General features: G+C 38.6%; 28 protein-coding genes and 1 tRNA gene. 17 read left to right on the top strand and 12 right to left on the bottom strand.

Annotated features, from left to right (window positions below):
• Positions 1–41: 41 nt before the first annotated feature.
• The 7 genes from H3R28_RS08435 to H3R28_RS08405 form a co-directional block, all read right to left on the bottom strand.
• Complete coding sequence (locus tag H3R28_RS08435) at positions 42–581, bottom strand: M48 family metallopeptidase (protein WP_370552843.1); 540 nt, start codon at positions 579–581, stop codon at positions 42–44.
• Positions 582–765: 184 nt separating this feature from the next.
• A tRNA-Gln gene (locus H3R28_RS08430) sits at positions 766–840 on the bottom strand.
• A gap of 72 nt (positions 841–912) precedes the next feature.
• Positions 913–1,557, bottom strand: a complete 645-nt coding sequence (locus H3R28_RS08425; protein ID WP_198210651.1) for a TetR/AcrR family transcriptional regulator — start codon at positions 1,555–1,557, stop codon at positions 913–915.
• Between the two features lie 26 nt (positions 1,558–1,583).
• A complete protein-coding gene (gene proC, locus H3R28_RS08420; RefSeq protein ID WP_198210652.1) occupies positions 1,584–2,381 on the bottom strand; it encodes a pyrroline-5-carboxylate reductase in 798 nt (265 codons plus the stop codon).
• A gap of 166 nt (positions 2,382–2,547) precedes the next feature.
• On the bottom strand, positions 2,548–3,444 hold the full coding sequence (locus tag H3R28_RS08415) for an arginase family protein (RefSeq protein WP_198210653.1): 897 nt from the start codon (positions 3,442–3,444) through the stop codon (positions 2,548–2,550).
• A gap of 81 nt (positions 3,445–3,525) precedes the next feature.
• A complete protein-coding gene (locus H3R28_RS08410; protein WP_110439566.1) occupies positions 3,526–3,858 on the bottom strand; it encodes a tRNA-binding protein in 333 nt (110 codons plus the stop codon).
• A gap of 69 nt (positions 3,859–3,927) precedes the next feature.
• Positions 3,928–4,197: an accessory factor UbiK family protein gene (locus tag H3R28_RS08405; protein ID WP_122122936.1), complete on the bottom strand. Its 270-nt coding sequence runs from the start codon at positions 4,195–4,197 to the stop codon at positions 3,928–3,930.
• A 118-nt stretch (positions 4,198–4,315) separates the two neighbouring features.
• Between H3R28_RS08405 and rfaD the strand changes: the two genes are divergently transcribed.
• The 7 genes from rfaD to H3R28_RS08370 all read left to right on the top strand — a co-directional run bounded on the left by rfaD (position 4,316) and on the right by H3R28_RS08370 (position 10,635).
• Positions 4,316–5,299, top strand: coding sequence for an ADP-glyceromanno-heptose 6-epimerase (gene rfaD / locus H3R28_RS08400; protein ID WP_198210654.1), 984 nt, complete (start codon positions 4,316–4,318; stop codon positions 5,297–5,299).
• Between the two features lie 30 nt (positions 5,300–5,329).
• Positions 5,330–6,157: a prolipoprotein diacylglyceryl transferase gene (gene lgt, locus H3R28_RS08395; RefSeq protein WP_155564916.1), complete on the top strand. Its 828-nt coding sequence runs from the start codon at positions 5,330–5,332 to the stop codon at positions 6,155–6,157.
• Between the two features lie 8 nt (positions 6,158–6,165).
• On the top strand, positions 6,166–7,179 hold the full coding sequence (locus H3R28_RS08390; protein ID WP_198210655.1) for a class I SAM-dependent methyltransferase: 1,014 nt from the start codon (positions 6,166–6,168) through the stop codon (positions 7,177–7,179).
• Between the two features lie 63 nt (positions 7,180–7,242).
• The gene (pgeF, locus tag H3R28_RS08385; RefSeq protein ID WP_198194074.1) at positions 7,243–8,010 is read left to right on the top strand and encodes a peptidoglycan editing factor PgeF; all 768 of its coding nucleotides are present in this window, start codon (positions 7,243–7,245) and stop codon (positions 8,008–8,010) included.
• Positions 8,011–8,033: 23 nt separating this feature from the next.
• Positions 8,034–9,008, top strand: coding sequence for a hypothetical protein (locus H3R28_RS08380; protein WP_198210656.1), 975 nt, complete (start codon positions 8,034–8,036; stop codon positions 9,006–9,008).
• Positions 9,009–9,063: 55 nt separating this feature from the next.
• Positions 9,064–9,999, top strand: a complete 936-nt coding sequence (locus H3R28_RS08375; RefSeq protein ID WP_110439573.1) for a ribose-phosphate pyrophosphokinase — start codon at positions 9,064–9,066, stop codon at positions 9,997–9,999.
• A gap of 21 nt (positions 10,000–10,020) precedes the next feature.
• Entirely contained in the window at positions 10,021–10,635 is a 615-nt protein-coding gene (locus H3R28_RS08370; RefSeq protein WP_198210657.1) for a histidine phosphatase family protein, read from the top strand.
• A 52-nt stretch (positions 10,636–10,687) separates the two neighbouring features.
• Here the strand turns inward: H3R28_RS08370 and H3R28_RS08365 are convergent, their stop codons facing one another.
• Positions 10,688–11,632, bottom strand: a complete 945-nt coding sequence (locus tag H3R28_RS08365) for an alpha/beta hydrolase (RefSeq protein ID WP_110439575.1) — start codon at positions 11,630–11,632, stop codon at positions 10,688–10,690.
• 42 nt (positions 11,633–11,674) lie between these two features.
• On the bottom strand, positions 11,675–13,822 hold the full coding sequence (locus H3R28_RS08360; RefSeq protein WP_198210658.1) for a TonB-dependent siderophore receptor: 2,148 nt from the start codon (positions 13,820–13,822) through the stop codon (positions 11,675–11,677).
• Between the two features lie 204 nt (positions 13,823–14,026).
• Here H3R28_RS08360 and H3R28_RS08355 point away from each other — a divergent pair, with 204 nt between their 5' ends.
• Genes H3R28_RS08355 through H3R28_RS08325 form a run of 7 tightly spaced genes read left to right on the top strand, consistent with a single transcriptional unit; the run spans position 14,027 to position 19,223 of the window.
• Positions 14,027–14,674, top strand: a complete 648-nt coding sequence (locus H3R28_RS08355; RefSeq protein ID WP_255412384.1) for a 50S ribosomal protein L25/general stress protein Ctc — start codon at positions 14,027–14,029, stop codon at positions 14,672–14,674.
• A gap of 19 nt (positions 14,675–14,693) precedes the next feature.
• Positions 14,694–15,266 carry an aminoacyl-tRNA hydrolase gene (pth, locus tag H3R28_RS08350; RefSeq protein WP_110439578.1) on the top strand — a complete coding sequence of 191 codons (573 nt, stop codon included), beginning with the start codon at positions 14,694–14,696 and terminating at the stop codon, positions 15,264–15,266.
• Between the two features lie 8 nt (positions 15,267–15,274).
• Entirely contained in the window at positions 15,275–16,369 is a 1,095-nt protein-coding gene (gene ychF / locus H3R28_RS08345; protein ID WP_198210659.1) for a redox-regulated ATPase YchF, read from the top strand.
• Between the two features lie 44 nt (positions 16,370–16,413).
• Positions 16,414–17,682, top strand: a complete 1,269-nt coding sequence (locus H3R28_RS08340; protein ID WP_198210660.1) for a glutamate-5-semialdehyde dehydrogenase — start codon at positions 16,414–16,416, stop codon at positions 17,680–17,682.
• Entirely contained in the window at positions 17,679–18,287 is a 609-nt protein-coding gene (locus H3R28_RS08335) for a nicotinate-nucleotide adenylyltransferase (protein ID WP_155571593.1), read from the top strand. The genes H3R28_RS08340 and H3R28_RS08335 overlap by 4 nt, the downstream gene beginning before the upstream one ends.
• Positions 18,288–18,328: 41 nt before the next feature.
• Positions 18,329–18,757, top strand: coding sequence for a ribosome silencing factor (gene rsfS, locus H3R28_RS08330; protein ID WP_155568814.1), 429 nt, complete (start codon positions 18,329–18,331; stop codon positions 18,755–18,757).
• A 7-nt stretch (positions 18,758–18,764) separates the two neighbouring features.
• Positions 18,765–19,223 (top strand): 23S rRNA (pseudouridine(1915)-N(3))-methyltransferase RlmH, encoded by a 459-nt coding sequence (locus tag H3R28_RS08325; protein WP_155566298.1) that lies wholly within the window; start codon positions 18,765–18,767, stop codon positions 19,221–19,223.
• 1 nt (position 19,224) lies between these two features.
• Here the strand turns inward: H3R28_RS08325 and H3R28_RS08320 are convergent, their stop codons facing one another.
• Positions 19,225–19,986, bottom strand: a complete 762-nt coding sequence (locus H3R28_RS08320) for a CHAP domain-containing protein (protein WP_155564927.1) — start codon at positions 19,984–19,986, stop codon at positions 19,225–19,227.
• Between the two features lie 263 nt (positions 19,987–20,249).
• On the opposite strand from H3R28_RS08320, the gene H3R28_RS08315 reads away from it, so the two are divergent.
• A complete protein-coding gene (locus tag H3R28_RS08315; RefSeq protein ID WP_155564928.1) occupies positions 20,250–20,912 on the top strand; it encodes an MBL fold metallo-hydrolase in 663 nt (220 codons plus the stop codon).
• An 81-nt stretch (positions 20,913–20,993) separates the two neighbouring features.
• Complete coding sequence (locus tag H3R28_RS08310) at positions 20,994–21,473, top strand: DUF192 domain-containing protein (RefSeq protein ID WP_155568821.1); 480 nt, start codon at positions 20,994–20,996, stop codon at positions 21,471–21,473.
• 87 nt (positions 21,474–21,560) lie between these two features.
• Here H3R28_RS08310 and dps read toward each other — a convergent pair whose 3' ends face one another.
• Positions 21,561–22,079 carry a DNA starvation/stationary phase protection protein Dps gene (dps, locus tag H3R28_RS08305; protein ID WP_155568816.1) on the bottom strand — a complete coding sequence of 173 codons (519 nt, stop codon included), beginning with the start codon at positions 22,077–22,079 and terminating at the stop codon, positions 21,561–21,563.
• 234 nt (positions 22,080–22,313) lie between these two features.
• Here dps and H3R28_RS08300 point away from each other — a divergent pair, with 234 nt between their 5' ends.
• Complete coding sequence (locus H3R28_RS08300) at positions 22,314–23,273, top strand: SDR family NAD(P)-dependent oxidoreductase (protein WP_198194095.1); 960 nt, start codon at positions 22,314–22,316, stop codon at positions 23,271–23,273.
• 52 nt (positions 23,274–23,325) lie between these two features.
• Here the strand turns inward: H3R28_RS08300 and H3R28_RS08295 are convergent, their stop codons facing one another.
• A complete protein-coding gene (locus tag H3R28_RS08295) occupies positions 23,326–25,602 on the bottom strand; it encodes a Hint domain-containing protein (protein ID WP_198210661.1) in 2,277 nt (758 codons plus the stop codon).
• Positions 25,603–25,957: the final 355 nt, after the last annotated feature.

Here is a 25,957-nt window from a genome sequence, read left to right as displayed (position 1 = left end):
GTATATAACCATTTTGTTTTAAGTAGGTATGCCAATATTTTTCAATTTGGCATAATCATGGTAACTATTTGGTAAATTTTTTTACTGTTGTTAAATTCAGCTGTATAGCACAGCTCATGGAGGATAACATAATCAATGGCGATGGGATTTGCCTTGGTTAGATGTTGATTTAAGGTAATGATCCCATTATTTTTTTGATTATAACTACCCCATTGATTTTTCAATTTTTCAATTCGTAACAAAGGTGGTTGATTTTGCCAATCAATCCAACAAATTCTTGATTTTAAAAGGGAAAGACGTTCAGAAAAAACCTCTAAAGCCTCAAATTTATACCAGTTTTGAAGCATGCTATAGATTCTTGACGGAAAATTCTCTCGAACTGTTATTGCAATATGATGATCAATTAACTGGATAGTTTGTGCCTGATTGGTTATTTTAAGAATTTCTAAAGGATAAAGGCGTCCTAAATAAAGATGTTTTTCATGATTGATATACTGGTAATGGGATTCTTGAAATATAGGATTGGAGAAAATCCAGTTCTTATGATAATCCAGAATTTCATGAACACGCTGATGGGAAATAGATGGATGAGCCTTTATTTTGATAATTTTATCTGTAGTGATTTCAAGGGTAATTCTGTTCCTAATTATGAGTTAAATGAAGCTGACAGTTAATTTTTGATTTTATAAGAAAAATCAAAATGTTTGACAGGATAATCCAAAATAAAACAGATTTTGAAGGGGACAATTATATCATAATACAAGATGGCTGGGGTGGGAGGATTCGAACCTCCGCATGGCGGAATCAAAATCCGCTGCCTTACCGCTTGGCTACACCCCAAGGTTTGTTAAAGCATCTTTTAAAGGAGTTATTAGGTTTCGTAAAGAGGAAAAATAAAAAAAATTTTAAAATTTATTGTTGGTTTCCATCTTTATCTGAATAATAGGAAGTATCCACTTGATTCTTCTTTTTTCCATTTTGATCTGTTACAGTTCTTTGAACACAATAACGAGCAAATTTTCCAGCTTTTTTAAAGCTTTTATCTAATGAAGCCATGGTTTGGGATAAATCTGAGCTTTCATCTTTTAACCAGATACGCATATTTAGCGCCCAAATGGCTGTCAGTCCCTTTATACAAGCAATTCCACGTAGGCCGCTTGTGTTGATTTCCGCTGCTTCAGCTAGCCATTTCATACTGTTTTGAATGGCTATCTGTAGAAGAAATGCTAATGGAGGGTTAAGGGGTAAGAAATGAATTGCAGAAATCAATCCTTGTCGATATTGTTGGAACGTATCAAACCGTTCCATAAAAAGATCGAATAAATATTCAGGAACGGGTTGATGCTGGTAGGATTGTTTCAATGCAGCCTGATCGGCGAGACGGTTCAGATAAAGTAAAAGGGAGGATTTGCAAGGGAATAATTTTCGTGCCATATCAAGCGAAACATTACAGCGTCGTGCCGCGTCACTTAATGACATGGCGTTCCATCCTTGTTCTGCTGCCAGATCCATGGAATTTTTTAAAATACGGTGGCGTATTTCTTCATCAGACATCATCAATCTCCTATATTGCTTTTGTTATTTTATGAAGATAAAGCCCTGGAACGATCTGCAGCTGCCTGCAGGGCCTTAGAAAGAATATGGGGCCATGCATTGGGTTGAATTAGAACATTAACAGCTTGTTCTGTTATCCCGTTAGGGGTCGCAACATTTTTTCTTAGTGTTTCCGCCTCTTCCCGGGAATGATTCAATAATGCGGCAGAGCCAATTACGGTTTGTCTGGCTAAAAGACGTGCCAAGTCTTCTGACAATCCTTTCTCTTGTCCTATCTTTTGCAACAATTCCGCTAATAGGAATATATAGGCGGGCCCACATCCAGCAATTGCTGTGGCGATGTCAATTTCCTGTTCTGTATCAAGCCATGCGGTTTTACCAATGGCATTAAACAATCGTTCTGCAATTTGTTTTTGATTCGATTGCGTTTGGGAGTTGGCAATCATGCTGGTCATACCTAATCCTAATTCTGAAGGGGTATTAGGCATAACTCTGATAATAGACTGATGATCTCCGAATTGTTGTTGTAACCAGGCAAGCGTTTTCCCGCCAAGAACGGAAATAACAGGTATATTTTTACACCATGGTTTTAAATGGGGGATAAGTTCGGCAGCTTGATCCGGTTTGACGGCAAGTACAACAGCTTCTGGTTGAAACGTTTTTGGAACATCCTGAATAGTACGTGCCAATTGATGTGGAGTAACTAGATCGAAATCATGTCGATTAACAATGAAAGAATGATTCAAGCCTTTTTTTATCCAGCCTTTTAACATGGCTTTCCCCATATGCCCGCAGCCAATCATTAAAAGGGAGGGAAGTGATGACATAATGAATTCCTCGATCAATAGTGAATAAAATAGGATTGTTTCTTTGTATATGATTGTAAGAATTCTAACATAAAAACGTCCAAATAAAAATATTTGTACATTGCCAGAAAAACCATATGTATTTAACAAAAATTAGTATTAAATAATTAGTATAAACTTTAATGTTTTATTTCATGAAAGAAAATTGTTCCATCATTTTTTTTAAGTTAAGTGCATCCCAAGGCATGTGTTCTGCAAAAGTTATTCCGACTATATTCGTTACGAGGGAAACATCCTGGATGATTTTGCTTAATTGGGGAATGGTCATTTCTCCTTTTACGTTATTAAAGGTTTGTGATGAGATGGGATTATTTGAAAATTGCGAATAAAAAGATCGGGGATTAAGGACATCAACGTCCACATGTATTGCAAGATGCTCAAAATTGTTTTTTCTAATCCATGCAAAAATGGCTTGATTATCTGGGGTAAGATCGGGACTGGCAATGGTTTGCAATCCTAAATCATGTACAATTTTTTTTTCATAAGCATTGTTATAATTATGAATGCCAATGATTAAAACCTGGTTGGCTTTAAAAGGTAATCTGACTTCATTTGCAAGATATGGATCACCTTTTCCCAATAAATTTCCCAAAACCATTGCATGTTCTCGATCAAAATGTTTGGGAGTGGAAATATCAGGATGGGAATCAATCCATAACAACCCTATTTTTCCGTTATAATGTCTATTGAGATAGGCAAAAGGCGCCTGGCTAACAATACAAGTACCGCCGAATGTAATAATCCGATCAGGTTCGTGTTCATCTATAATTTTTTGCGTTGCTTTTAATTGATGAATAATGACATCTTGCCAAACAACACCATTTTCCCTGGTTCTTTGTTGTTGATGATAAGGTTCAATGGGAACTTCAACAATCGGGGATGTATTATTTTGGGGAGCTAAGAAAGCTAACAGACGAGCTCCCAGGGGGTAGATCTCGCCGGAGGGTTGACTGTCATAATCTCCACTTTGCCATTCTGGAATTAGAAGTCTTAGGGTTTTGCAACGTTCAGTTTTATAAATCATAATTATTTTTCTTGTCTGAAAATTCAATGGAATTAAATTATTGAGCAAAAAGAAATTATGGATCAACAAGAGAGGTAGAATTCAAGTTATTTTTGTACCGTTAGGCACGGGACGTTCCACGGTTGTAATAACGATTCCATCTTCTGTTTCAAAACCTGTTAGTAAGAATTGCGAACGAAAAGGACCAATTTGTTTTTCAGGAAAATTAATAATTCCTATAATTTGTTTATGAATCAAATCCTCGGGCTGGTAGAGTTTAACCAGTTGAGCGCTTGTTTTAAGCTTGCCATAGTGTCCAAAATCAACCCATATTTTATAGGCGGGTTTACGGGCTTCAGGAAATTTTTCTATTTTTATAATAGTTCCAGTTACCATTAAAATTTTTTCAAAATCTTTCCATTCTATTAAATCCATCAATAAAATTTCCCTGGATTGATCAATATAAAAGGGGTTTGAAATATCCCCCTGTTAAAATATTTACGATTAAATATTTGCTTTTTTTTCTAATTCTGCGATTTTTTCCTCAAGTTTTTTGACATGTTCTTCTAACTTTTCTTGAGCGGCACGGGTACGGCTGGCAATTTCTGTAACAATTTCAAATTCATCACGTCTGACCAGTTGAAGGGTTGACAAAACCTCATCAACCCGTCCCTTGACAATGGCAGCAATCTCTTCCTTGATACCACTGAAAACAGAAAATACACTGCCAGAAGCATGAGAGGCATCGTCAAATATTTTTTTTGGATTAGGCATGATTTTTCCTTATTATTATTTCAAAATTAGTAAATTAGTATAAGTTAATCTAATACGTTATCAAAGTTATAATATAGCATGTTTTTTTTAATTTATAATTTATGTGTATGAAAACAATATGATTATTATCACTGGTGCAACAGGGTTTATCGGTTCTTGTTTACAGGCCAGACTCTATGATTTGAAAGAGAAGACGGTTGTAATTGACTGGTTGGGGGATGAGGGAAAATGGCGCAATATTGCAAATCATGTGCCAACAGATTTAATTTTTCCTGAATATATTGATGATTTTCTGGTGCAGCATTGCAAAGTAATAAGGGCTGTCATTCATTTGGGTGCAATTAGTGAAACAACGGCCCGTGATGGGGATCTGGTTTGGAAAACCAATGTCAATTTGTCAAAAAAATTATGGAATTGGTGCGCTTTGAATCAGGTAAGATTTATTTATGCTTCATCTGCCGCAACCTATGGGGGAGCCAATCAGCTGGAGGAATTTACAGATGAACCCAACCATGTTGCAGATTTAAAACCTTTGAATTTGTATGGGTGGTCCAAACAGGTTTTTGATCGATTTGTATTGGAACAGGTTAGGAATCATCAACCTGTCCCCCCGCAATGGGCCGGATTAAAATTTTTTAATGTATATGGACCAAATGAATATCACAAGGGCAAGATGATTTCAGTTGTAAAGGTCAAATTTGATGATATTCAGAAGGGAGGTGTTCCCCGTTTATTCAAGTCTGATCGCGATGGTTTGACAGACGGTGCCCAGGCCCGTGATTTTATTTGGGTTGGGGATGTTATTGAAATTATTTTATGGCTTTTAAACAATCCCGATGTAAATGGAATATATAATTGTGGTACCGGACAAGCTAGAACCTATCTTGATTTGGCATATGCCGTCTGTGATGCGGTTGGCTGTAAAAGAGAGGTTGAATTTATAGATATGCCCCAGAGTTTGCAGGGACAATATCAATATTTTACCCAAGCTGACATGACACGTTTGAAAGTTGCCGGATATCAACGGGCATTTACCTCATTGGAAGAAGGTATTTCAAAATATATTCAGGGTTATCTTTTACGGCCAGACCCTTATTTATAAGGTCATATTTTTTAATGAAAGACAGGTTTTATGTCATCTCCCTTGTATTATCCTAATTTTGATCCTGTTATGTTGCATATCGGCCCCTTATCGATACGTTGGTACGCTATGGCCTATATAGCAGCATTGCTTGCCGGTTGGTTTTTGGTAAGACGATTGGTTCAAAGGGAACCCGTGGTTGCAACTGTTACACAAGTTGATGATTTTTTAACTTGGGCGACGTTGGGCGTTATTTTGGGGGGACGTTTGGGATATGTTTGCTTTTATCAGCCTGCTTATTATTTAACGCATCCATTACAGATCATTCAGGTATGGCATGGAGGAATGTCCTTTCATGGTGGTGCTTTGGGGGTTATATTCGCCTTAATAATATTCACCCGTTATAACCGTTTAAGTTTTCTTGGTTTTTCTGATCGTGTCACAACCGTAGTGCCTATGGGACTAGGATTTGGAAGATTGGCAAATTTTATTAATGGGGAGCTAGTGGGTCGTGAAGCTCCAGACTGGCTACCCTGGCGTATGATTTATCCCGGTGTTGAAGGTGCAAGACATCCATCTGAATTATATGAATGTTTTTCAGAAGGTGTGTTGCTATTTTTTATTATGCTTTGCTTGATTCAATGTAAAGCCATTCGAGAGCGGCCAGGATTTCTTTCCGGTGTGTTTCTATTGGGGTATGCCATGGCACGAAGTGTTTGTGAGTTGTTTCGTGAGCCAGATGCTTTTTTGGGTTACTTTGCTTTTGGTTTGACGATGGGGCAAATTTTATGTATCCCAATGGCGATTGCCGGGATATATTTCATTTGGCAGTCTTATCAATTGCCGAAATTGCAAAATTTGACAGTTTCTGAAAAGTAAAGGCAGAAATGAAGAATTGTCCAGAAATGCGATTGGATCAATTTATGGAAAAGGCAAATGCCGCCTATTATGAAAAAAGGGATCCATTTTCTGATTTTATTACTGCACCTGAAATTTCACAGATTTTTGGTGAATTGATCGCGGTTTGGATCATTACGGTCATTCGGTCCATGTCCAAACCAGACAAATTGGCAATCGTGGAGGCCGGGCCGGGCCGGGGGACGCTCATGATGGATATTTTAAGAGTTCTATTCCGTTCGGCCCCTGATATCTGCCAATATTGTAAGGTTTTTCTGATTGAAACCTCGTCGCGTTTACGTCAAATTCAAGAAAATACATTGAAAAATTATGAAATTGAAATTCAATGGCTTGATTCTGTTTATGATATCCCGACTTTACCCCTGATTATGGTGGCGAATGAATTTCTTGACGCTTTACCCATTCGTCAGTTTATTTACAGGGGCGGAAAAAAATGGGATGAGAATTATGTTTCCCAAGGAAATATGTTTCATAAACCCATATCCCAATTGCCTTTTTCACCTGTATTCCAGCGTCCTATAAAGGTTGGTGACACTGTAGAGGTAAATGAAGCTGGACAGGATATTGTACAATATGTTTCAGCACATATCTGTCATTATGGGGGGGCGGCTTTATTTATTGATTATGGGTATTCTTCCCAGGTTTGGGGAGACAGTTTACAGGCAATTGCAAACCGAGAAAAAGTCTCTCCTTTTGTTCCGCCCGGGGAGGCTGATTTAACTGCTCATATAGATTTTCCTTCCTTGAAAGAAATTGCAGAAAAACAGAATGTGACTGTTTACGGGATACAAACACAAGGTGCTTTTTTAAAGCAGCTTGGCATACTGATACGGGAAAAAATCTTATTGGATCATGTACCGATAGAACAACGAAATGAAATTCGGTCTTCTGTACAACGTTTGATTGACCCTACAGAAATGGGGGATTTGTTTAAAGTTATGGCAATTTGTAACGCTGAGTTATGTGCTCCACCGGGTTTTTAGGAAAACACACTATACTTTTTTATATTTCAAAAACAAGGTTAATTTAAAAGGGTTATAAATTTCATGAACTGTAAACCATTGGCCATTCAGCATTCCTTATTGTCGAATATTGTTCGGCATGGTTTTTTTACAAGAATAGGTGGGGTTTCTCAAGGAGAATATACTTCGTTAAATTGTGGTTTGAAATCAGGTGATAACCCTCATTTAATTATGGAGAACCGTAAAATTGTTGCTGAGTATATGAAGGTATCCTCGAATTATTTGTGGGGGGGGGTACAGATTCACAGCAATAAAGTTTTATGGATTACAAAATCGAATTGTATACCTGTTGAGGGGGATGGAGCCGTGACGACCGATCCTGATATTGCTATTAGTGTTGTTACAGCTGACTGTGCCCCTGTATTATTTAGTACAAAAACTGGTGATATTGTTGGGGCAGCCCATGCAGGCTGGCGGGGCGCAGCATGTGGAATTTTAGAAAATGTCGTGGATCAAATGGAGGCTTTGGGTGCGGATAGACAGGATATCATTGCTGTTGTAGGACCCTGTATTGCCGTGACACATTATGAAGTGCGGGAAGACATGCGTAATGAGGTTTTGAGACAGGATCCAGATGGAAGAGTTTTTTTTACCCCCGTTCGTGAAGGATATTATTTGTTTGATTTGGGTCGTTATTGTATTGATCGGTTAAGACGTAAACATGTGGGTATTGCGGCTATAACAGGAAGGGATACATTTATGGATACCACTCATTTTTTTAGTAATCGTAGACGTGTCATGGAACGGAAAGCGGTGTTTGGACATCAAATTTCAACAATTGCCTGTCGTTAATATTCGTAAGGGAAATCATAAAGATGCAATTTAAAAGTTTAAAGTCTTTTAAGATTGGATTCAGTTTTTTAGGTGTTTTATCTTTAATAGGTTGCATCCAGGTTCCACATCCATTTGAAAAAAACAAAACCACATCATTGACGACACCTCCTCCGTCAAGGTTAATTGTTCCACCACCTTCTAATTCAATGTTAAATGATAAAAACGCCCAGGGATTTGCCGAGGAAATGGCAAAGGCAATGTTGGAACAGACGGTTCCCGCAGTTGCACGACCTGCTCAAAAGGGGGACTGGATTTTATTGACCAAGGTGAGATCAGAAGAAGATATGATTATTCCTTCTTTTACAATTATTGCCCCTAATGGAAAAGTCGAAGCGGTGAGAAAAGGAATGCCCGTTTCAAAAAAGGATTGGATAAGTGGACAGCAAAGCATTTTTCATGATGTTTCAGAACAATCTGCGCCAATAATCAATCAGGTATTGACAGGATTACAAGCTCGGCAGATGGCGGCTGATCCACATAGTTTAAAACATCGGGCAGCCAAAATTTATTTCAAGGGTGTTTTTGGGGCTCCTGGAGACGGAAATAAAATTATTGCTCAGCAATTTGCTATTTCGTTTGCGGACAAGGCAAATGCTATTCAATATAAACCTGACCAGGCAGATTATACTGTGGATTGTCATGTCAGTGTAACAGATGGTGCGCAGGGGACACGTGGTAATCCGGTACAACATGTTGAAATTATTTGGCGGGTGACCGATAGCAAGGGAAAAGAGGCGGGTAAAGTTTCACAAATCAATGATGTTCCTGCGCATCGTCTTGATCACTATTGGGGTGATATTGGCTCTGCGGTTGGAGAAGAGGCTGCTGGTGGGGTTAGGCAGGTCATCACTAATTATTCTGGTCGTGATAATCAGCCTTTGCCTGCAAATAATGCAAAAGAGTCCGCTTCTTCTAATGCACCAGAATTGAAAAATATTCAGATGCAACATAAATAATATGTTTTTTATGGTATAGATCGTTTTAACTGGTTCTGTGTGTTGGAGTTCGTTGATGAAAATTATTGCAGGGAATAGTAACCGTCCATTGGCAGAGGCGATTGCGGCAGAGTTGAAAATGCCTTTATGTGATGCGTCCGTACAACGTTTTTCGGACAAGGAAGTTTTTGTGGAAATCTACGAAAATGTAAGGGGTGAAGATATCTTTGCTGTACAAAGCACGAGTTATCCAACCAATGATAATCTTATGGAATTATTGATTATGTTGGATGCCTTGCGTAGAGGGTCTGCACGACGAATTACAGCTGTTATGCCCTATTTTGGCTATGCCCGGCAAGATCGCAAATCGGGTCCAAGAACGCCCATAAGCGCGAAGCTTGTTGCCAATCTTTTGGTTGAAGCAGGAGCGAATCGTATTTTAACACTCGATTTGCATGCAGGACAGATTCAGGGTTTTTTTGATATTCCTGTAGATAATTTATATGCGGCACCTCTATTCACACGTGATATTAAACACAAACATGCTGGTAAATCGAATTTAATGGTTGTTTCTCCTGACGTTGGCGGAGTTGTAAGAGCACGTCAATTGGCAAAAAGACTTGATGTTGATTTGGCAATTATTGATAAGAGACGTGAGCGTGCCGGTGTTTCCGAGGTTATGAATGTTATTGGTCGCGTTAAGGGACGTCACTGTCTATTGGTCGATGACATTATCGATAGTGGCGGTTCACTTTGTAATGCGGCACAAGCTTTGATGGATGCGGGGGCAACTGGAATTGACGCATATGTGACTCATGGGGTTTTATCCGGCAGTGCCGCACAACGTGTTGAAGATTCGGTTATTGGAGAGTTAGTCATCACCGACAGTATTAAAATGACGGATGCAGTGCGTTCCGTTCGTAAAATTCGTCAGATTAGTTTGAATAATTTGATTGGTCGGGCCATTCGTGCCGTAGCGGATGAAAGCTCCGTTTCTTCTTTATTTGATTAATTATTTGAAAGGTATATCGTTATGTCTCCTTTACTGCATCGGCCCTACTGGTATCTTCGTCATGGGCAAACAGATTGGAATGTATTAAATCTGTCTCAGGGTAGAACAGATATACCTTTGAATAATACCGGCATTAAACAGGCCATAACCGCAGGGAATGCGTTGGCTAGAAACTGGAACAATTTAGAATTATCCATTACTCAGATTATAAGTTCACCTCTTGGAAGGGCAAGACGTACAGCAGATATTGTGAAATCAATCATTCATGACAAAGTTGGTGTCCAATTACCATTGGAATTGGATGATGGGCTCAAGGAGGTGTGTTTTGGTGAAGAGGAGCAAAAACCTATGGGACCATGGTATGACAAATGGATTTCAGGTGAGTTTACGCCAAAAGGTGCCGAGCCTTTTCATGTTTTATGTAAAAGGATTAGCGACGCTGTAAACCGTTCTATACTGAAAGCTGGTGATGGTCATGTTTTGATTATTGCGCATGGAGGTGTTTTCCGTTCCTTGCGTTATATGATGGGATTAAAACCTAATGTAAGATTGGCCAATGCACAACCTTTATGTGCTTGTCCTCCCTTTCTGGGAGGTAAGTCCTGGTCTTTGGATCCTGTTTCTCTGGAAGCCTGATAGAGTTGGACTGGAAAGGGTGATACAATTTTTTCTTTCCTGGATAGGGTATTTATTGTGCAAATGATCGAAAGATGATTGCAACGGCTCGTCCGATTGACGCGGGAATTACACTTTGATGATCTTCATTTTCAAATTTTGTGCATGTTGTTGAAAGATCATCTATTTTTTTAAATGTTTCACAAGCTGCCAGAATACGAGAAACTTGCTGTTTTCTAAGAAGCTGTTGTTTTATTTTTGCGACTTGAGGAATTGATTGCCAATAATCAGGAAATTTCTGTTCATACTCTCCAACGGATAGGGATAGGGTTGGATGTAGTTTATGAACGTCAAGACTGGATTTAAAAGATTGGGTATGCTTGTCAATAATGCTTGGATCAAGCCATAAAGAAGGACTTGCGGCTATATAAATCTGATAGGAATCTGGATGATAGATAAGATTATATATTGTAAATAATCCACCAAAAGAGTGACCGAAGATGGCTTGTTTATGGTGATTAATTTTAAGATGTTTATCCAGTAGGGGTTTCAGATCATCTTGGATGAAATGATAAAAGTAATCAGCCCCTCCAGTTTTGTATAAAATGGGGATCAAGGTATTTTGCGGTGGTGTTAAATCATAAGTTCGCAATTTAAGAATATTTTGATCTGGAGGATAGCCAATTCCAACAAGAACAGCATGATTTTTATGGATGTTATCCGGACGCTTTTCATAGGATCTTATTGTTTCCCGAACCGTGTCAAAAATACTGTTGGCATCTGTGATATAAATGATTGGATAACCATCTTCTGGGGGTGGTTCTTTTGGAATAGAGGCAAAAATCTTATAAATTTGTGATGTCTTTTTATTTTGCAGGTTAAAAGTGATAGTATCGTTGATTGTTAAGGGTTCGGTGGAAAGGCCAGCAAGGGGAGAATTACTGTTAATTGCCTTTACCGGACTGAATAACAGGAAATTCAGACAGACTAGTGTCAGATAGAACCAGAGGCGTATCATAAGATTATATCCATTATATTATTTGATAATGAAAAGAGCATATTACCATTGTGCTCTTACCTGTCCCATTATAACGCGACGTGTTCCATAAAAACAGTTAACTTTTGATGCGCAAGCAACAACATATTTTTTATCAGCAACATTGGTTATATTCAGTTGTAATAAGGTGCTGTTAATTGTGGGAAAGCTGTTTTTAAGGTCATAATGTACCTGCATATCACCAATGACAAAGCTTGGGACCTTAAAACTGTTGGCATTATCCCCGAATGTATAACCATTGTAACGAATGCCACCGCCAATTCCAACACCCTTGAACATACCCTGTTGCAGATCATATGTTATCCATCCAGAAACCAGATTGGCAGGAGCTCCCAAGGGGCGGTTACCGATATTGTTTTTATTTGTGTCCGCACGGATCTGGATATCATTGTAGGCATAGCTGGCGATAAGATTCAGTCCCGGCAATAATATTGCACGAGCTTCCAATTCAAAGCCGCGGGATCGTGTTCTGCCTGTCTGAATATTGTAGGTTGTATGTTCCGGATCGGTTGTGGTTACATTCTCTTGTGAAATGGTATATGCAGAACCTGTCACCATGATATTGTTATTAGGCTGGTATTTGATCCCGACTTCATATTGATCTCCCTTAGTAGGTTTAAAAGCCTTACCTGCAAAGGTTGTCCCGGGTGTAGGCATGAAAGAGGTGGAATAGGAGAAATAGGGTGAAATTCCATTTTGAAAATTGTAAACGATACCGCCGCGATAGGTTACAGCTCGATCAAAATTAGAGGCTGATTTTCCGCCATATTTGAAATTGGTCGAGGTGCCGACCCAGTCATATCGCCCACCCATAATAAACGACCAGTTTTTGTAATTTGCTTGATCTTGAATGTAAACACCCAACTGGTTCTGGGATTGTGTTCCGTATGAAGTGATTAGGGGTGTAAAACGTGCGCCATAAACAGGATTGAACAAATCAAGGCTTGGAATGGCCGTATTGCCCAAGGCACGTTTGGAATCTGCAAGCATATAATCAATTCCTGTAATCAGTATATGTTTTACATTCCCTGTATCAACATGAAACTGAAGGTTACTGTCGATATTATAACTGTTCAAATGTTCATTTGATATTGTCGCCATTCTTGATACATTTGCCTGATCACTGGCAAGTCCCTTGATAGAAATGGATCGGAAATCTGAATCAAGATGCAGGTATCTGAACTTCTGATTGAATTGAATAAAATCCGTAAAATCATGGGTTAGATTGTATTCAAACATATATTGAGAACGATGATACTGATCAAAACCAGGTTCACTGGTGTTAAGATGTGTTGAAATCTTTCCATGTCGATTTGGCAGAACTGTACCTGACGCGGGAAGTGCGATACCATAAAGGCTATTTGGATCATACTGATATAAGAAACGCATGGATACAGAAGTATCATCAGTGGCTTGCCAACTGATCTGGGGCATAATGGCGATATGGCGTTCCTTGGCAAAATCAACCTGTGTATCTCCATACCGTCCCACAGCTGTTACCCTATAGGAAAGTGTCTTGTCTTTGTTTAAAGAACCGCCAGCATCACCCATAATGTCTCCATAATTAAAGGAGGCACCACTTGCCCTCACTTCATAAGAGTCTACGGGACGGGCTTGTTTCATGGTCATATTTACAAAACCGCCTGGGCTGGCCTGTCCATAAAGTACGGAGGCGGGTCCGCGCAGGACTTCAACGCTTTGCATTAAATATTCATCAAAGGAAGGAACGGCATATGACATGCCACGTAAAAGACGAAGACCATCAAGGAACTGGACATAATTGGCATTTCCCCCAAATCCTCCAAACCCTCTTAAATAGATACTATCAAACCGTCCGCCTGGCCGACTTCCTGCAGAAATACCCGCACTATATGCAAGTGCATCCGAAACGGTCCTGGCATTTTGGTCATCCATCTGTTTGCGGGTGATGACGGTAATGGATTGGGGAACTTTTCTTAATGGACTGTTTGTCTTGGTAGCAACATCAGAATTGGTTTCAACGAATGGATTGTAATTGCGTTTGCCAACGACGGTTATTTTTTCATTATCCTTGTTTTCTTGATCTTCCTTGGAATAGGCTATTGGGTCTGCAAAAATTGTTGTAGAAACGATTAATAAAGAGAATGTTACGGTAAAATGATTAAATCGCATAGATCAGATTTTCTTGCATAATTTGAGAATGATTGTAATTATTATTTTCAACAAGAAAGAAAATCAATTTGTATTTTACTTAAAATCTTCAATTAATTTAGAAAGATATTTGCACTTTTCAAGTTTATTAGGTAAAGAGGATAGTGCATCAACACCCCTGGAGGTTGATGTTTCAGTTTTGCCTTATTTACTAGGAGTTATAACGTGGCAAGAAATTTTGTTGAATTAAAAGTATCGATGCGTGCGAAGGCTGGTAAGGGGGCAGCGCGCGCAACCCGTCGTGAGGGACTGGTTCCTGCTGTTGTATATGGTGGCAAATCAGAACCAGCCATGATTGCCCTTGATCCGCGTCTTGTTATGCGTGAATTGGGAAAATCAGGATGGCGCTCTCAACTGTATCAATTGATGGTTGATGATAAGAGAACAGTTGCCTTGATGCGTGCCGTGCAATTACATCCCGTAACCGATCGACCATTACATGTGGATTTCCAACGTATGGTTGCTGGTCAGCATATTCGCGTTGAAATACCGGTCACTTTTGAAGGTGAAGAAATCGCCCCTGGTGTAAAACGTGGCGGTGTTGTAAATATCGTTCAACATTCTGTTGAAGTAAACTGTGACGTTGAACATATTCCAGAAGCCTTTATTGCCGATCTTTCCAAATTGGATATTCACGATAATATTCGTTGGTCTGATTTAAAAGGTGCGGATAAAGTTACGCATACAAATCAGCATGAAGAAGATTTTGTAATTGCAACTATTGCGCCGCCAACCGTTGCAGTTGAAACAAGTGAAGAAACTTCGGAAGAAACATCAGAAGAAAAAACGGCCGAAGTTTCTACTGAAGAATAATTTAATGAAAGAATAGATCATGTTACTGTGGGCTGGGCTTGGAAATCCCGAGCCTGGGATGCAGGCAAATCGTCATAATATCGGTTTTATGGCGATAGATCGAATTGCTGAACGTCATGGATTTTCTCCATGGCGTAAGCGGTTTAAGGGCGAAATTGCCGAAGGTGTTATAAAGGGTGAAAAAATCCTTTTACTAAAACCTATGACCTATATGAATCTTTCTGGTGAAAGTATTCAGCCTTGTATCGCTTTTTATAAAATTCCACTTGATAACCTTTTTGTATTTCATGATGAAATGGATTTGGTCCCTGCCAAGATACGGATTAAAAAAGGGGGAGGGGCGGCTGGTCATAATGGTTTGCGTTCTACGGATAAAATGCTTGGCAGTCAGGACTATTGGCGTGTGCGTTTGGGGATAGGGCATCCAGAAGACAGATCTCAAGTTGTACGTTATGTCTTGGGAGATTTTTCAAAACAGGATAGGGAATGGCTTGATCCATTTATTGATGCAGTTGCGGAAAAGGCATCATTGTTAACTGAACGAAAAATGGACGCTTATCTATCCAAAGTGGCTTTATTGTTAAAAGGATAAAAAAAGATATGGGGTTTAATTGCGGTATTGTTGGATTGCCTAATGTTGGAAAATCAACATTATTTAATGCGTTAACGGCAACGGTTGCCGCTCAATCGGCGAATTATCCATTTTGCACCATTGAACCCAATGTTGGACGGGTTGCTGTCCCCGACCCGCGTTTGACTATTTTATCAGAAATTACGCATTCTCAAAAAATTATTCCCACAAGCTTGGAATTTGTTGATATTGCAGGTCTGGTTAAGGGAGCTTCACGTGGAGAAGGGCTCGGAAACCAGTTTTTGGCGAATATCCGAGAGGTTGATGCAATTATCCATGTTCTGCGTTGTTTTGAAAACGATGATATCACGCATGTTGAAGGGTCTGTGAATCCTATTCGGGATGCTGAAATTATCGAGACAGAGTTGATGATTGCAGATTTGGAAAGTTTAGAAAAAAGAACGGTTGCTTTACAGAAAAAAGCCAGAGGAAATGATAAAGAGGCTCAGGCCACTCTTGAATTAATTGAACCTTTGATCAAGGCCCTGCAGGATGGTAAGCCGGTTAGGGATGTCATTCCTGTTGGCGAGGAGAAGACCATCGCCCGATTACAGCTTCTAACGAGCAAACCTGTTTTATATGTGTGTAATGTTAACGAAGAAGCCGCCGCAACTGGAAATGGGTATTCTCGGCAGGTTATTGAAATGGCAAGAAAACAGGGGGCTGAAGTCGTTATTGTTTCTGCTGATATCGAGGCAGAGGTCAGTCAGTTGGGTAAAGAGGATCAGACAGAATTTTTATCGGGTCTGGGCTTGGAAAATAGTGGTCTCGATCGTGTTATTGCTGCAGGATACAGATTGTTAAATCTGATTACCTATTTTACATGTGGTCCAAAAGAAACCCGTGCTTGGACAATTTCAGAAGGAACCAAGGCCCCACAAGCGGCGGCAGTTATTCACAATGACTTTGAACGGGGATTTATTGCCTGTGAAACGATCGCTTATGATGATTATGTTAAATATAAGGGGGAAGCTGGAGCAAAAGAGGCCGGTAAAGTTCGAATTGAAGGAAAAGACTATATCGTTCATGATGGAGATATTTTATTGTTCAGATTTAATGTATAATCTGCAATAATTTATTTGTTTAAAATTATTAAGGAGTAGGTGGAGTGAATCGTAATTCTACCTTATCTCAATCGAACTCGATCCAACAATTGGCTAGAAAGGTTAAAAAAGCTTCTTATTCATTGGCTCACAGCTCACTTCAACAGCGTAACAAAGCTTTGCTTTGTGCAGCAGAAGCGCTGCGTGCTTCAATGAATGCCATCCTGTCTGTTAATTCCGAGGAAGTGGAGAAAACAGAAGTTGGTGAAGCCTTTAAGGATCGTATGACATTGAATGAAAACCGGTTGGAGGCAATGGCGCATGGCTTGGAGGCGATTGCGACGTTACCTGATCCTTTAGGAAAAGAGCAGGCTTGCTGGACAAGACCAAATGGACTGGAAATTAGACGAGTTACCGTTCCTCTGGGTGTTATTGGCATGATTTATGAAAGTCGTCCGAATGTTGGTGCAGATGCGGCAGGTATTTGTATCAAATCAGGTAATGGTGTTATATTACGAGGTGGTTCCGAATGCTATCAAACGGCAATTCTAATCCATCAGGCCATGCAAAAGGGTGTTCAGGAGGCCGGCCTTGATCCTGATATAATAGCCATGGCACCGGATAATAATCGTCAACATGTGAAAGACATGTTGCAGGCCGTTGGATTAATTGATGTTTTAATCCCTCGTGGGGGACGATCCCTTGTTGAATTCATTCAGAAAGAAGCCCGTATACCTGTTTTGGCTCATGCAGCTGGATTATGTCACACCTATATACATGGATTAGCGGATTTCGAGAAATCACGTGCTGTTTTAATAAATGCAAAAATGCGTCGAACAGGGATTTGTGGTGCCACTGAAACTTTATTGATTGATCAAGCGGTAGCCAGACAATATTTACCCAAATTAGCCGATGATTTAATTGAGTTGGGATGCCGTCTGGTCGGAGACACTATGGCAGTGAAAATTGATTCCCGTATCGCTGTGGCAAAGGAAAATGATTTTGCCACAGAATGGCTGGATTCGGTGTTATCAGTTAAGGTAGTTAAAAATATTTATCAGGCAATTCAGCATATATTAAAATATGGTAGTGGACATACCGAGGCTATTTTAACCGAGGATAAAGAGGTTGCCCGTTATTTTATGGATCATGTTGAGAGTGCTGTTGTTATGTGGAATGCCTCCACGCAATTTTGTGATGGAGGTGAATTTGGGTTTGGAGCCGAAATTGGCATTGCTACAGGTCGTTTACATGCACGAGGACCTGTTGGAGTTGAACAATTAACAAGTTATCGTTATGAAGTTATTGGAAATGGACAGGTGAGACCTGTATGATATCAATACCGACATGGGGTGATCAGAGAAATATAAAGGTTGGATTATTAGGCGGATCCTTTAATCCTGTTCATAGTGGTCATTTACAACTTGCTCGTCGGGCTTTTACCATTTTACAATTGGATCAGGTATGGTTGATGGTATCTCCGGGAAATCCTTTGAAAACCGGAAAAGAAATGGCTTCTTTTTCGGAACGTTTTCAAGGGGTACAAAAATGCGTTGATGGTCGGCATATCATTGCGACAGATATAGAAAGCCGGTTACATACACGGTATAGTTACGATACGTTGAAAAAATTATATCAGCGCTTCCCAAATTGTAAATTTGTTTGGCTGATGGGTGCTGATGGATTGTCACAAATGGCATTCTGGTCAAGATGGCAAAAGATTTTACGGCTCGTGCCTATAGCAATTTTTCCACGCCCTCCTTATATTTATAAGGCTTTAAACGGAAAGGCTGCACAATGGGCCCGCTCATATCGGTTGTCCTCACAGAAAGCTTCGGTTTTGGCAAGTTATAAGCCGCCAGCTTGGGTATTTGTTCCATCTCCAGAAAACAAAATTTCAGCCACAGCTTTAAGGGCTCAAGGAAGATCAGGTTTATAACGGTTACATGTAAATATTAAACAATAGAAATAGGGTTATTAATGAATCAAAATAATTTATCGGAAATATTACAACAAAACAGACAACAACATGATATCAATGACAAAACGATTGTAGATATCGAAAAATTGCAGAAATGCGTCAATTTGATTATTGAATCTTTGGAAGGAGATAAGGCGGAGAATATTGTTGTCATTGATTTGGTGGGAAAAGCTTCATTTGCAGATCGTATGGTTATTGCAACAGGTATGGTGGATCGCCAGATCATGGCAATGGCTGAACATCTTGACAAGATTTTGTATGAACAGGGAATCAGAAAGATCGCAATAGAAAAAAGCAGTGATTGGGTTTTATTAGATACAGGAGATATTATAGTTCATTTGTTTCGAGCAGAGGCAAGAGAATATTATAATATTGAACGTATTTGGGGGGTTGAAATTCCTGAATTTTCTGAACCTGATCAAGTCTAATTTTTCTATGTTTTCAATTATTGCCATTGGCAAAATGCGGGATAGGGCAGAACTGGATTTATTCAATCGTTATGCCAAACGTATTCGTCCCAGTTTGGAACTAATCGAAATTAATGAAAGCAAAGGTCAGCCTATTGAGACCAAGATAAAGGACGCTCAAAATCTTTTGAAGGCAGTTCCAGAAAAATCCTTGATCATTAGTTTGGATGAGGGTGGAAAAAGTTATAACAGTTTTGATTTTGCAATGCATATGCAAAAGTGCTTGGAATTATCTAAATCAATTTCATTTTTAATTGGTGGGGCAGAGGGATTGCACGCTTCTGCAATCAAGACCTCTCATTCTGTTATTTCATTGGGAAAGTTAACCTGGCCTCATATGATCGCCAGAATCTTGTTAACTGAACAAATCTACAGGGCTCAAATGATCTTGTCGAGACACCCCTATCACCGACAGGGTCGTCCGTAGACTATTTTAAAGAGCGGTTAGGGGCATCAGATCCAAAGAGATCACTGTCAGAAATGTTTGGCGCCAATGCAACTTCAGTTGTTGTTTTTGCTGTAGCGGCATCAGCTGTCCACGTCCGTATATTTCCTTTTGTATTTTCACGAATAATAGGGTGGGTTGTTTCCTGAGTGGATGGATATATAAATCCATGAGTAGGATAGATACTTCCAAAGGCATTTTTATTGCCATTTAAAGCCACACGAACGGCTGACCAGTCATTGTTTGCGGATACGTCTATGACAGGTGTATTATGACTGATGCCTCTTTGCGCCCAATGAGATTGGTCGATTATGATTGTTCGCGAATCAACCACTTGTTTTACGACGGCAACATGTCCCAGGGGCATTCTTCTGGTTGGACGAAAACTCAAAACACTATTTGCTTCCGGAGTGTTTCCACGTTTATAGACACCTTCCGCATTATTCCACCAGTCCCTTGCATTTCCCTTCAGCTGAATGTCAGAAGCGGATCGGGCAAAAGCGACACACTGGATGACATGACCATAAGATTTGTGTTTGAATTTATAGGTTCGGGTTCTGAAATGTGAATTTCTTGTATGATGAGTGGCAGAAACCTTGTGAACATTTGCTTTTTTATGGATTCTTTTATGTGTATGATGAACAGGGGAGCGTGCCTCGACATTTGTTGACACAGTGTAAAAAGATACAAGGGAAAAAAGTAGAATTTTAATTCTTCTGGGAATAACTGGTTGAATCTTTTCCATTGGAATCCTGGTAGGTTAGGGCTTGGATTTTACGACGAACAAAATTTACTTATACTGATCTGTATATCAAGGGCAATATTAATTTGGGAGTTTTTTATTTTTTTAGAAAAATTTCTCCAAATGTGTTTTGTTATGGTGCAAAATAGCAACGATCGTATGGTTAAGGTTATTATTTGAATATTTATTTATATTTGTATAAAGAATGAATATTGTTGAAGTAACAAGCTATAAATATTGAGGGTGAACACGCTTTGTTTTTAGAAATGTCCAGTTTGAAAATAGAAATTATTCCGGTTACACCCATCTATCAAAATTGTACATTAGTCTGGAACAAGGATAATAATATTGGAGTTGCAATAGATCCGGGTGCATATGTTGATACGATTCTTTCTGCAATTCAAACCAATCATATAGATATACAGGCTATTTTGTTAACGCATGGTCATTTTGATCATGTTGGTGGGGCTATGTTGTTACAGGAAAAACTTGGGCAAATATATAATAGGGCGGTTCCTCTTCTTGGTCCATCAAAAGAGGATTTGTTCTTGTTAAGTAAAGTTGTTGAAAACTGTAACCATTTTGGTTTTCCCACTTCAGAGATTCGAGATGTTAAACCATCGCGTTTTTTAAAGGATAAAGAGCGTTTGACATTTGATGGAATAAATTTTGAAGTTATTCATATTCCTGGTCATACGCCAGGTCATATAGTTTATTTTGAACCTTCTGCACGTTTGTTAATTACCGGAGATACTCTTTTCAAGGGCACGATAGGACGTTCTGATTGGGAATATGGTAATGGAGCTTTGCTGATCAAAAGCATCAAAGAGCGTTTATTAACATTGGGAGATGATATTTACTTTATACCCGGGCATGGAATGGGTAGCACCATTGGTGTTGAAAAAAAGACTAATCCATTATTAACTTAAAAATTCAGGATGTCTAAAATGAAAAAAATTTTTTTCCGCTATAGTTTAGTATTAGTAGGAATTGTAGGATTATTTACAGGAATGAGCCGGGAGGTTGTTGCAGAAAATCCCGATCATGTAATAAATAAAGCGCAGGCTGAATTGGCAAAAGAACCTCTGACAATTTCCTCTAAAGATGGAAGAAAGCATAGTTTTATAATAGAAGTTGCGAAAACCCCTAAAGAGCAAGAGGTAGGGGAGATGTTTAGAACTTCAATTCTTGAAAATGGCGGAATGTTGTTTATGTGGCCAGCCCCGCAACGTAGCATGATGTGGATGAAAAATACACTTGTTTCCCTGGATATGGTTTTTATTGGTGCGGATCATCATATTCAAGCAATTGCTGAAAATACGGTGCCATATAGTTTGGCTCCTGTCAGTAGCCAGGGTCCGGTCATCGCCACCTTGGAGTTGAAAGGTGGGATAACAGAAAAATTGGGGATCAAGGTAGGGGATGTGGTTGATAGTGCAATTTTTGATAATTCCATATCAAATGAAAAAAAATCTGTACAAAATCAATAATAACAGTTTAGAAAATAAAAAAATCTGCTGGAAGAAATACCAGCAGATTATAAAACAAATTATGTAAAACAAAATTTCAGACAAAAGCTACTTGGCGTGTAACTTGGATGGATAGGGTTTATGTGCCTCCAGGAACCATAGCTGTTGATCCATTGCACGGGACACCTCGGTAAACAAGTCAGAAGTATCCGCATCACCAGCCTCATCAGCTTCATCAATAGCTTTGCGAAGGGCATTGGCATAGATTGCAAATCGTTCAGAAAGTGCGGTCAGATGGTCATCGACACTGATGATATCTGTTGGATATTCAGCAATGCTTGAATTCTTGGCGATTTCCTGAGTTGTTCCCAAGGCTGTTCCACCGATGGCGGCAATTCTTTCAGCCATTTTATCATTCAGCTCGTTTTGTTCACTGCGGAAATCATCCATCATTTTATGAACGCCTATAAAATTGTGTCCTTTCATATTCCAGTGGGCCTGTTTGGTAATAAGTGCGATATCAAGACCATCCGCAAGACGGGCATTTAATAGTTGGATAACAACGGTTTTAGTATTGGAATGCAAATTATTACGAGTAGGATGTAGCGGGTATTTTATTTTGGTCATTAGACTATCTCCTAAAATAATTATTTGTAAGAATTATAAAATATTTTAAGTAATGATACAATAATAGTTTATTTTTAATTATGAGTTGTCGATTTTATTTAATAATTAATTAATATTTATTTATGGTAAAGTTAAGTTTTTAGAAAATAATTAAGCAGGGCTTCAGACTTGAAGATCTGGGATAATTCTGATTATAATCCGTTTTTTATAATTTTAAGTGACAAGAGCTCAAAAGTGATTTTTTTGATTACGGGTGCGGCAGGATTTATCGGTTTTCATATTTCAAAAAAATTGTTAGAACGTGGTGAAACGGTTATTGGTTTGGATAATCTTAATGATTACTATTCCATCGATTTAAAAAATGCTCGATGTGACAGATTAAAAGAATATAAAAATTTTATTTTTCATCAAGTTGATATTTCTGATCAAGAGGCGGTAACCTCATTATTCAATAAATATAGAAATATTAATTATATAGTTCATTTAGCCGCACAAGCGGGGGTAAGATATTCCCTGAAAAATCCTTTTGCCTATATCCAGACCAATGTTACAGGACAGTTGGTTATATTAGAGGAAGCACGTAGATTGGAAAAACTGGAGCGCATTTTTTACGCTTCATCTTCTTCCGTCTATGGGTTGAATAAAAAGATTCCTTTTAGTGAAAAAGATCGCGTCGATAAACCGGGTTCGGTTTACGCGGCTTCCAAAAGGTCTGCCGAATTATTGTCCTATAGTTACAGTCATGTTTATGGCCTGAAACAAACGGGATTACGGTTTTTTACAGTATATGGTCCATGGGGTAGACCTGATATGGCATACTATATATTTGCAAGGGCAATTGAACATCAACAGCCAATCACATTATATACAGGGGATAATCTTTCACGTGATTTTACCTACATTGATGATGTAGTGGGTGCATTAACAAGTTTATTTGATTGTTCTACCTTGGAGGATTATGACGTATATAATATCGGGAATAATTGTCAGGAACGGGTTGAAAAACTTATTGTATATTTGGAAAATTTTCTCGGTAAGAAAGCATTGATCAATTATGTAACTCGCCCTAATACGGATATTGAGGCGACACTTTCAGATATCAGCAAAATCAAACAAAAAACGGGCTGGTTACCCAAAACAAACTTAAAAAACGGTGTCGAATATTTTGTCAGATGGTTCAAGGGGTATATTTAATATCGATTAAGATCTGGACTGATTATTGTCCAAATCTTAAATTCTAAATAAATCAGGCTATATGTAATTGTTGTTGATACTCTGATTTTTCATTAATATAATAATCATGGGATAGTACTTGGATTATCAATATGCCCGGTTTGTCAGCTTTGCTATTGTCAATATTTATTACAGCATTACCATTAGTCCAGCGAGCATTGGCATTTTCCCGTGTATGCCAGCCATCCAAGGTATGAGAGGAGAGGTGCTCTGTTAGGGAGAATGCTTGGTTTTTACGCAAAAGCGTCACATTTCCAATTAAAACACCGAGTATGCGACGGTCATCAATGTAAGGACCGATAACCCGGTTTGGGCAGCTCGCACGAGAAACTAAACGTACATATACGGTGTCTGGTGGAATCTTAAAAGCAACATATCCTTCTTTTTGATATAGTTTGGTCAAAGTTGTTCCAGTATTGGTTACCAGGCGCAATGCACTGTCATTGGTGATGCTTTTTTCAGGCAGTTCAATTTTATAACCTAAATCTTTAGCCCTATCCATTAAGTGACTGAAAATAGGCTCAACCAATTCCTTTGTTGTTCCCAAGGGAGCTGCTGAATCAATATTCCAGCTTTTTCCCCGATTGATAATGCTGATCACTTTTTGGTCGTGATTGAATACGGAGCGATGTCCTGTATCTAGATAGCTTTCAGTCAGAGCGCCATCAGCTTTGATGATCGCGTGTTTTTCAGTTTCAATGTGATAATAGGTATATTCTTTAACTGAATGATCATAAAAGATGGTGGATCCATTAACCAGCATGCGGACCGGAATGAAATGATTCTTAAAGAACATGCAATGTTCGGCTGTAATCAACATATCCTTAAAAGGAACACCATCAGTGATCGCATTTTTGATAATACGTACAGGATATCCGGCATTCTCGTCATGAAGGGTTGTTTTGACTTTGATTGTACGATGACCTACCCAAATAACAGGAGACGGTTTTTCTTTACCGTCAAGATAGGTGATTATCTGGTCCCCCTCTTTAATATGTTCAACGGCTATTAAACCCTTGGGGCTGGCTATCATCGTGCCTTCCAAGAAACAAGGATCGGAATTGTCCTGGTTGTTGATTATACCACCGTTTACCAACACCTGGTATGTTCCGGCACCCTTGTCAACACCAACATAAGATCCATCAAAAACACCCCCTTGGGTTAAATCGACAACTCGGTTCTGACCGCTCGAATCTGATGCGCAAAAAGGAGCGGTGGCAGATTGATAGAAAAAATCATGCTTCGTAACAGAGCCTTTTGCGCCATTGTAATTAATGGAATAAAAGGTGTTATTTTCTGTTACTGCGCCAACGTGATTATTAATGGTGCTGTTTGATAATATGGAATCCTTAAGAGTCCCATAATTATTAATAGTGGAATCAGCTGATCTTGTATTTATTGTTACCCTGAGATGTTCAACAACAGCTCCTTTATTGATGGTCAAGGAATTAATGTCCACAAGATTGATAGGGCCTTCAACGATAATTTTCGTGATATTATTTGTATAAACTGTTCTACCAGTATCCGGATCCAGGCTTGCAACCCAGTCTCCACCGATAAAAACAGGATTTTCATTCGATCTTACCAACGTTTGGTTTATATTATTTATATAATTATTTTTTACATCTATGTTACCAAATTCTGTACCGCCATTTAATGTGAAATTACCAACCGTTGGTTCACCTTTGATAATAGGATTTATTATTTTGGCATTATTCAGTAAATTGAAGCCACTGACAATGCCATTGTCAGGTGTAAAATGATAGGCACCATTCGCAGAGATAAGATGTGAATCATAAATCTGCCCGTTATTATATCCACCAAAAGTATCATTTTTTGAAATGCCTTGGATACCCTTGCATATGTCTGCCATATTTATTGATGTATACGTGTTGTTTTGAGATAAACCACCATCTTCAATATTTAACCAGGCGTTATAAACATTTGAATTTTGAAGTATTCCACCATTTTGAATGTCAACGGTTGGCCATTGTCCATCACTGGTAATTACTATCAAATCAGTGGCAACCGCACCATTCTCTACAATTAATTTACCTCCAGATATATTGATGGGTCCTTCATAAATACCATCAGGTGCGCCAAAACAAGTATCAGCACCGGTGACTTTGTACATTGTTTTGCCGCTTGCCTGGTCATAATAAGCATGAATTGTCGCATTGACGAAGGTGGTATTCTGGTTATGAATGGTTACCATTCTACGAGTAATATGATAATTTCTATCTTGTATAATTTCTTCCTCTATTTTTGAGGATTTATTATTGTCTGCCATTATATATTAATTCTTTCTAAAATGTTTCGAAACAATTTCTGCAATATCGTTGCAGTTTATTTAATATTTATAATTCTTTATAAGTAATATTTACGTATTTATAACATTTTGTAAACAAAATAATAATTATTAAAGGCATATATATTTAAAAAAACATGGTTACTTTATAAAAGGCTTGGCATTTATTTGATTCTGTAAGTGTAGTTTCTTATAACCTTATGAATATTAATAAAATTTTAAAAAAAATAATTTAACAAAATTGAGAGTGATGGAATCGGAGATTTGGATATATTGGGCTGGGTTATGGTTATTTAAGGTGTAAGGTCTTGATAACCTGTTATTTTTGTTATTGGCG

The sequence above is a fragment of the Commensalibacter sp. M0268 genome (assembly GCF_016101925.1).
In the GTDB taxonomy this organism is placed as follows: domain Bacteria; phylum Pseudomonadota; class Alphaproteobacteria; order Acetobacterales; family Acetobacteraceae; genus Commensalibacter; species Commensalibacter melissae.
The sequence above is the reverse complement of the archived record's forward strand: the minus strand, read 5'-3'. Positions and strand labels throughout refer to the sequence as shown.

Excerpts from the sequence above, each read along its gene's own strand:
- dps (WP_155568816.1), bottom strand. The coding sequence starts at position 22,079 with ATGACCAAAATAAAATACCCGCTACATCCTACTCGTAATAATTTGCAT.
- H3R28_RS08375 (WP_110439573.1), top strand. The coding sequence starts at position 9,064 with ATGAAAATTATTGCAGGGAATAGTAACCGTCCATTGGCAGAGGCGATT.
- H3R28_RS08310 (WP_155568821.1), top strand. The coding sequence starts at position 20,994 with ATGAGCCGGGAGGTTGTTGCAGAAAATCCCGATCATGTAATAAATAAA.
- H3R28_RS08405 (WP_122122936.1), bottom strand. The coding sequence starts at position 4,197 with ATGCCTAATCCAAAAAAAATATTTGACGATGCCTCTCATGCTTCTGGC.
- H3R28_RS08390 (WP_198210655.1), top strand. The coding sequence starts at position 6,166 with ATGAAGAATTGTCCAGAAATGCGATTGGATCAATTTATGGAAAAGGCA.
- pgeF (WP_198194074.1), top strand. The coding sequence starts at position 7,243 with ATGAACTGTAAACCATTGGCCATTCAGCATTCCTTATTGTCGAATATT.
- H3R28_RS08295 (WP_198210661.1), bottom strand. The coding sequence starts at position 25,602 with ATGGCAGACAATAATAAATCCTCAAAAATAGAGGAAGAAATTATACAA.
- H3R28_RS08320 (WP_155564927.1), bottom strand. The coding sequence starts at position 19,986 with ATGGAAAAGATTCAACCAGTTATTCCCAGAAGAATTAAAATTCTACTT.
- H3R28_RS08360 (WP_198210658.1), bottom strand. The coding sequence starts at position 13,822 with ATGCGATTTAATCATTTTACCGTAACATTCTCTTTATTAATCGTTTCT.
- H3R28_RS08365 (WP_110439575.1), bottom strand. The coding sequence starts at position 11,632 with ATGATACGCCTCTGGTTCTATCTGACACTAGTCTGTCTGAATTTCCTG.
- H3R28_RS08410 (WP_110439566.1), bottom strand. The coding sequence starts at position 3,858 with ATGGATTTAATAGAATGGAAAGATTTTGAAAAAATTTTAATGGTAACT.
- lgt (WP_155564916.1), top strand. The coding sequence starts at position 5,330 with ATGTCATCTCCCTTGTATTATCCTAATTTTGATCCTGTTATGTTGCAT.
- rfaD (WP_198210654.1), top strand. The coding sequence starts at position 4,316 with ATGATTATTATCACTGGTGCAACAGGGTTTATCGGTTCTTGTTTACAG.
- H3R28_RS08315 (WP_155564928.1), top strand. The coding sequence starts at position 20,250 with ATGTCCAGTTTGAAAATAGAAATTATTCCGGTTACACCCATCTATCAA.
- proC (WP_198210652.1), bottom strand. The coding sequence starts at position 2,381 with ATGTCATCACTTCCCTCCCTTTTAATGATTGGCTGCGGGCATATGGGG.
- H3R28_RS08370 (WP_198210657.1), top strand. The coding sequence starts at position 10,021 with ATGTCTCCTTTACTGCATCGGCCCTACTGGTATCTTCGTCATGGGCAA.
- H3R28_RS08415 (WP_198210653.1), bottom strand. The coding sequence starts at position 3,444 with ATGATTTATAAAACTGAACGTTGCAAAACCCTAAGACTTCTAATTCCA.
- H3R28_RS08380 (WP_198210656.1), top strand. The coding sequence starts at position 8,034 with ATGCAATTTAAAAGTTTAAAGTCTTTTAAGATTGGATTCAGTTTTTTA.
- pth (WP_110439578.1), top strand. The coding sequence starts at position 14,694 with ATGTTACTGTGGGCTGGGCTTGGAAATCCCGAGCCTGGGATGCAGGCA.
- H3R28_RS08335 (WP_155571593.1), top strand. The coding sequence starts at position 17,679 with ATGATATCAATACCGACATGGGGTGATCAGAGAAATATAAAGGTTGGA.
- ychF (WP_198210659.1), top strand. The coding sequence starts at position 15,275 with ATGGGGTTTAATTGCGGTATTGTTGGATTGCCTAATGTTGGAAAATCA.
- rsfS (WP_155568814.1), top strand. The coding sequence starts at position 18,329 with ATGAATCAAAATAATTTATCGGAAATATTACAACAAAACAGACAACAA.
- H3R28_RS08325 (WP_155566298.1), top strand. The coding sequence starts at position 18,765 with ATGTTTTCAATTATTGCCATTGGCAAAATGCGGGATAGGGCAGAACTG.
- H3R28_RS08425 (WP_198210651.1), bottom strand. The coding sequence starts at position 1,557 with ATGATGTCTGATGAAGAAATACGCCACCGTATTTTAAAAAATTCCATG.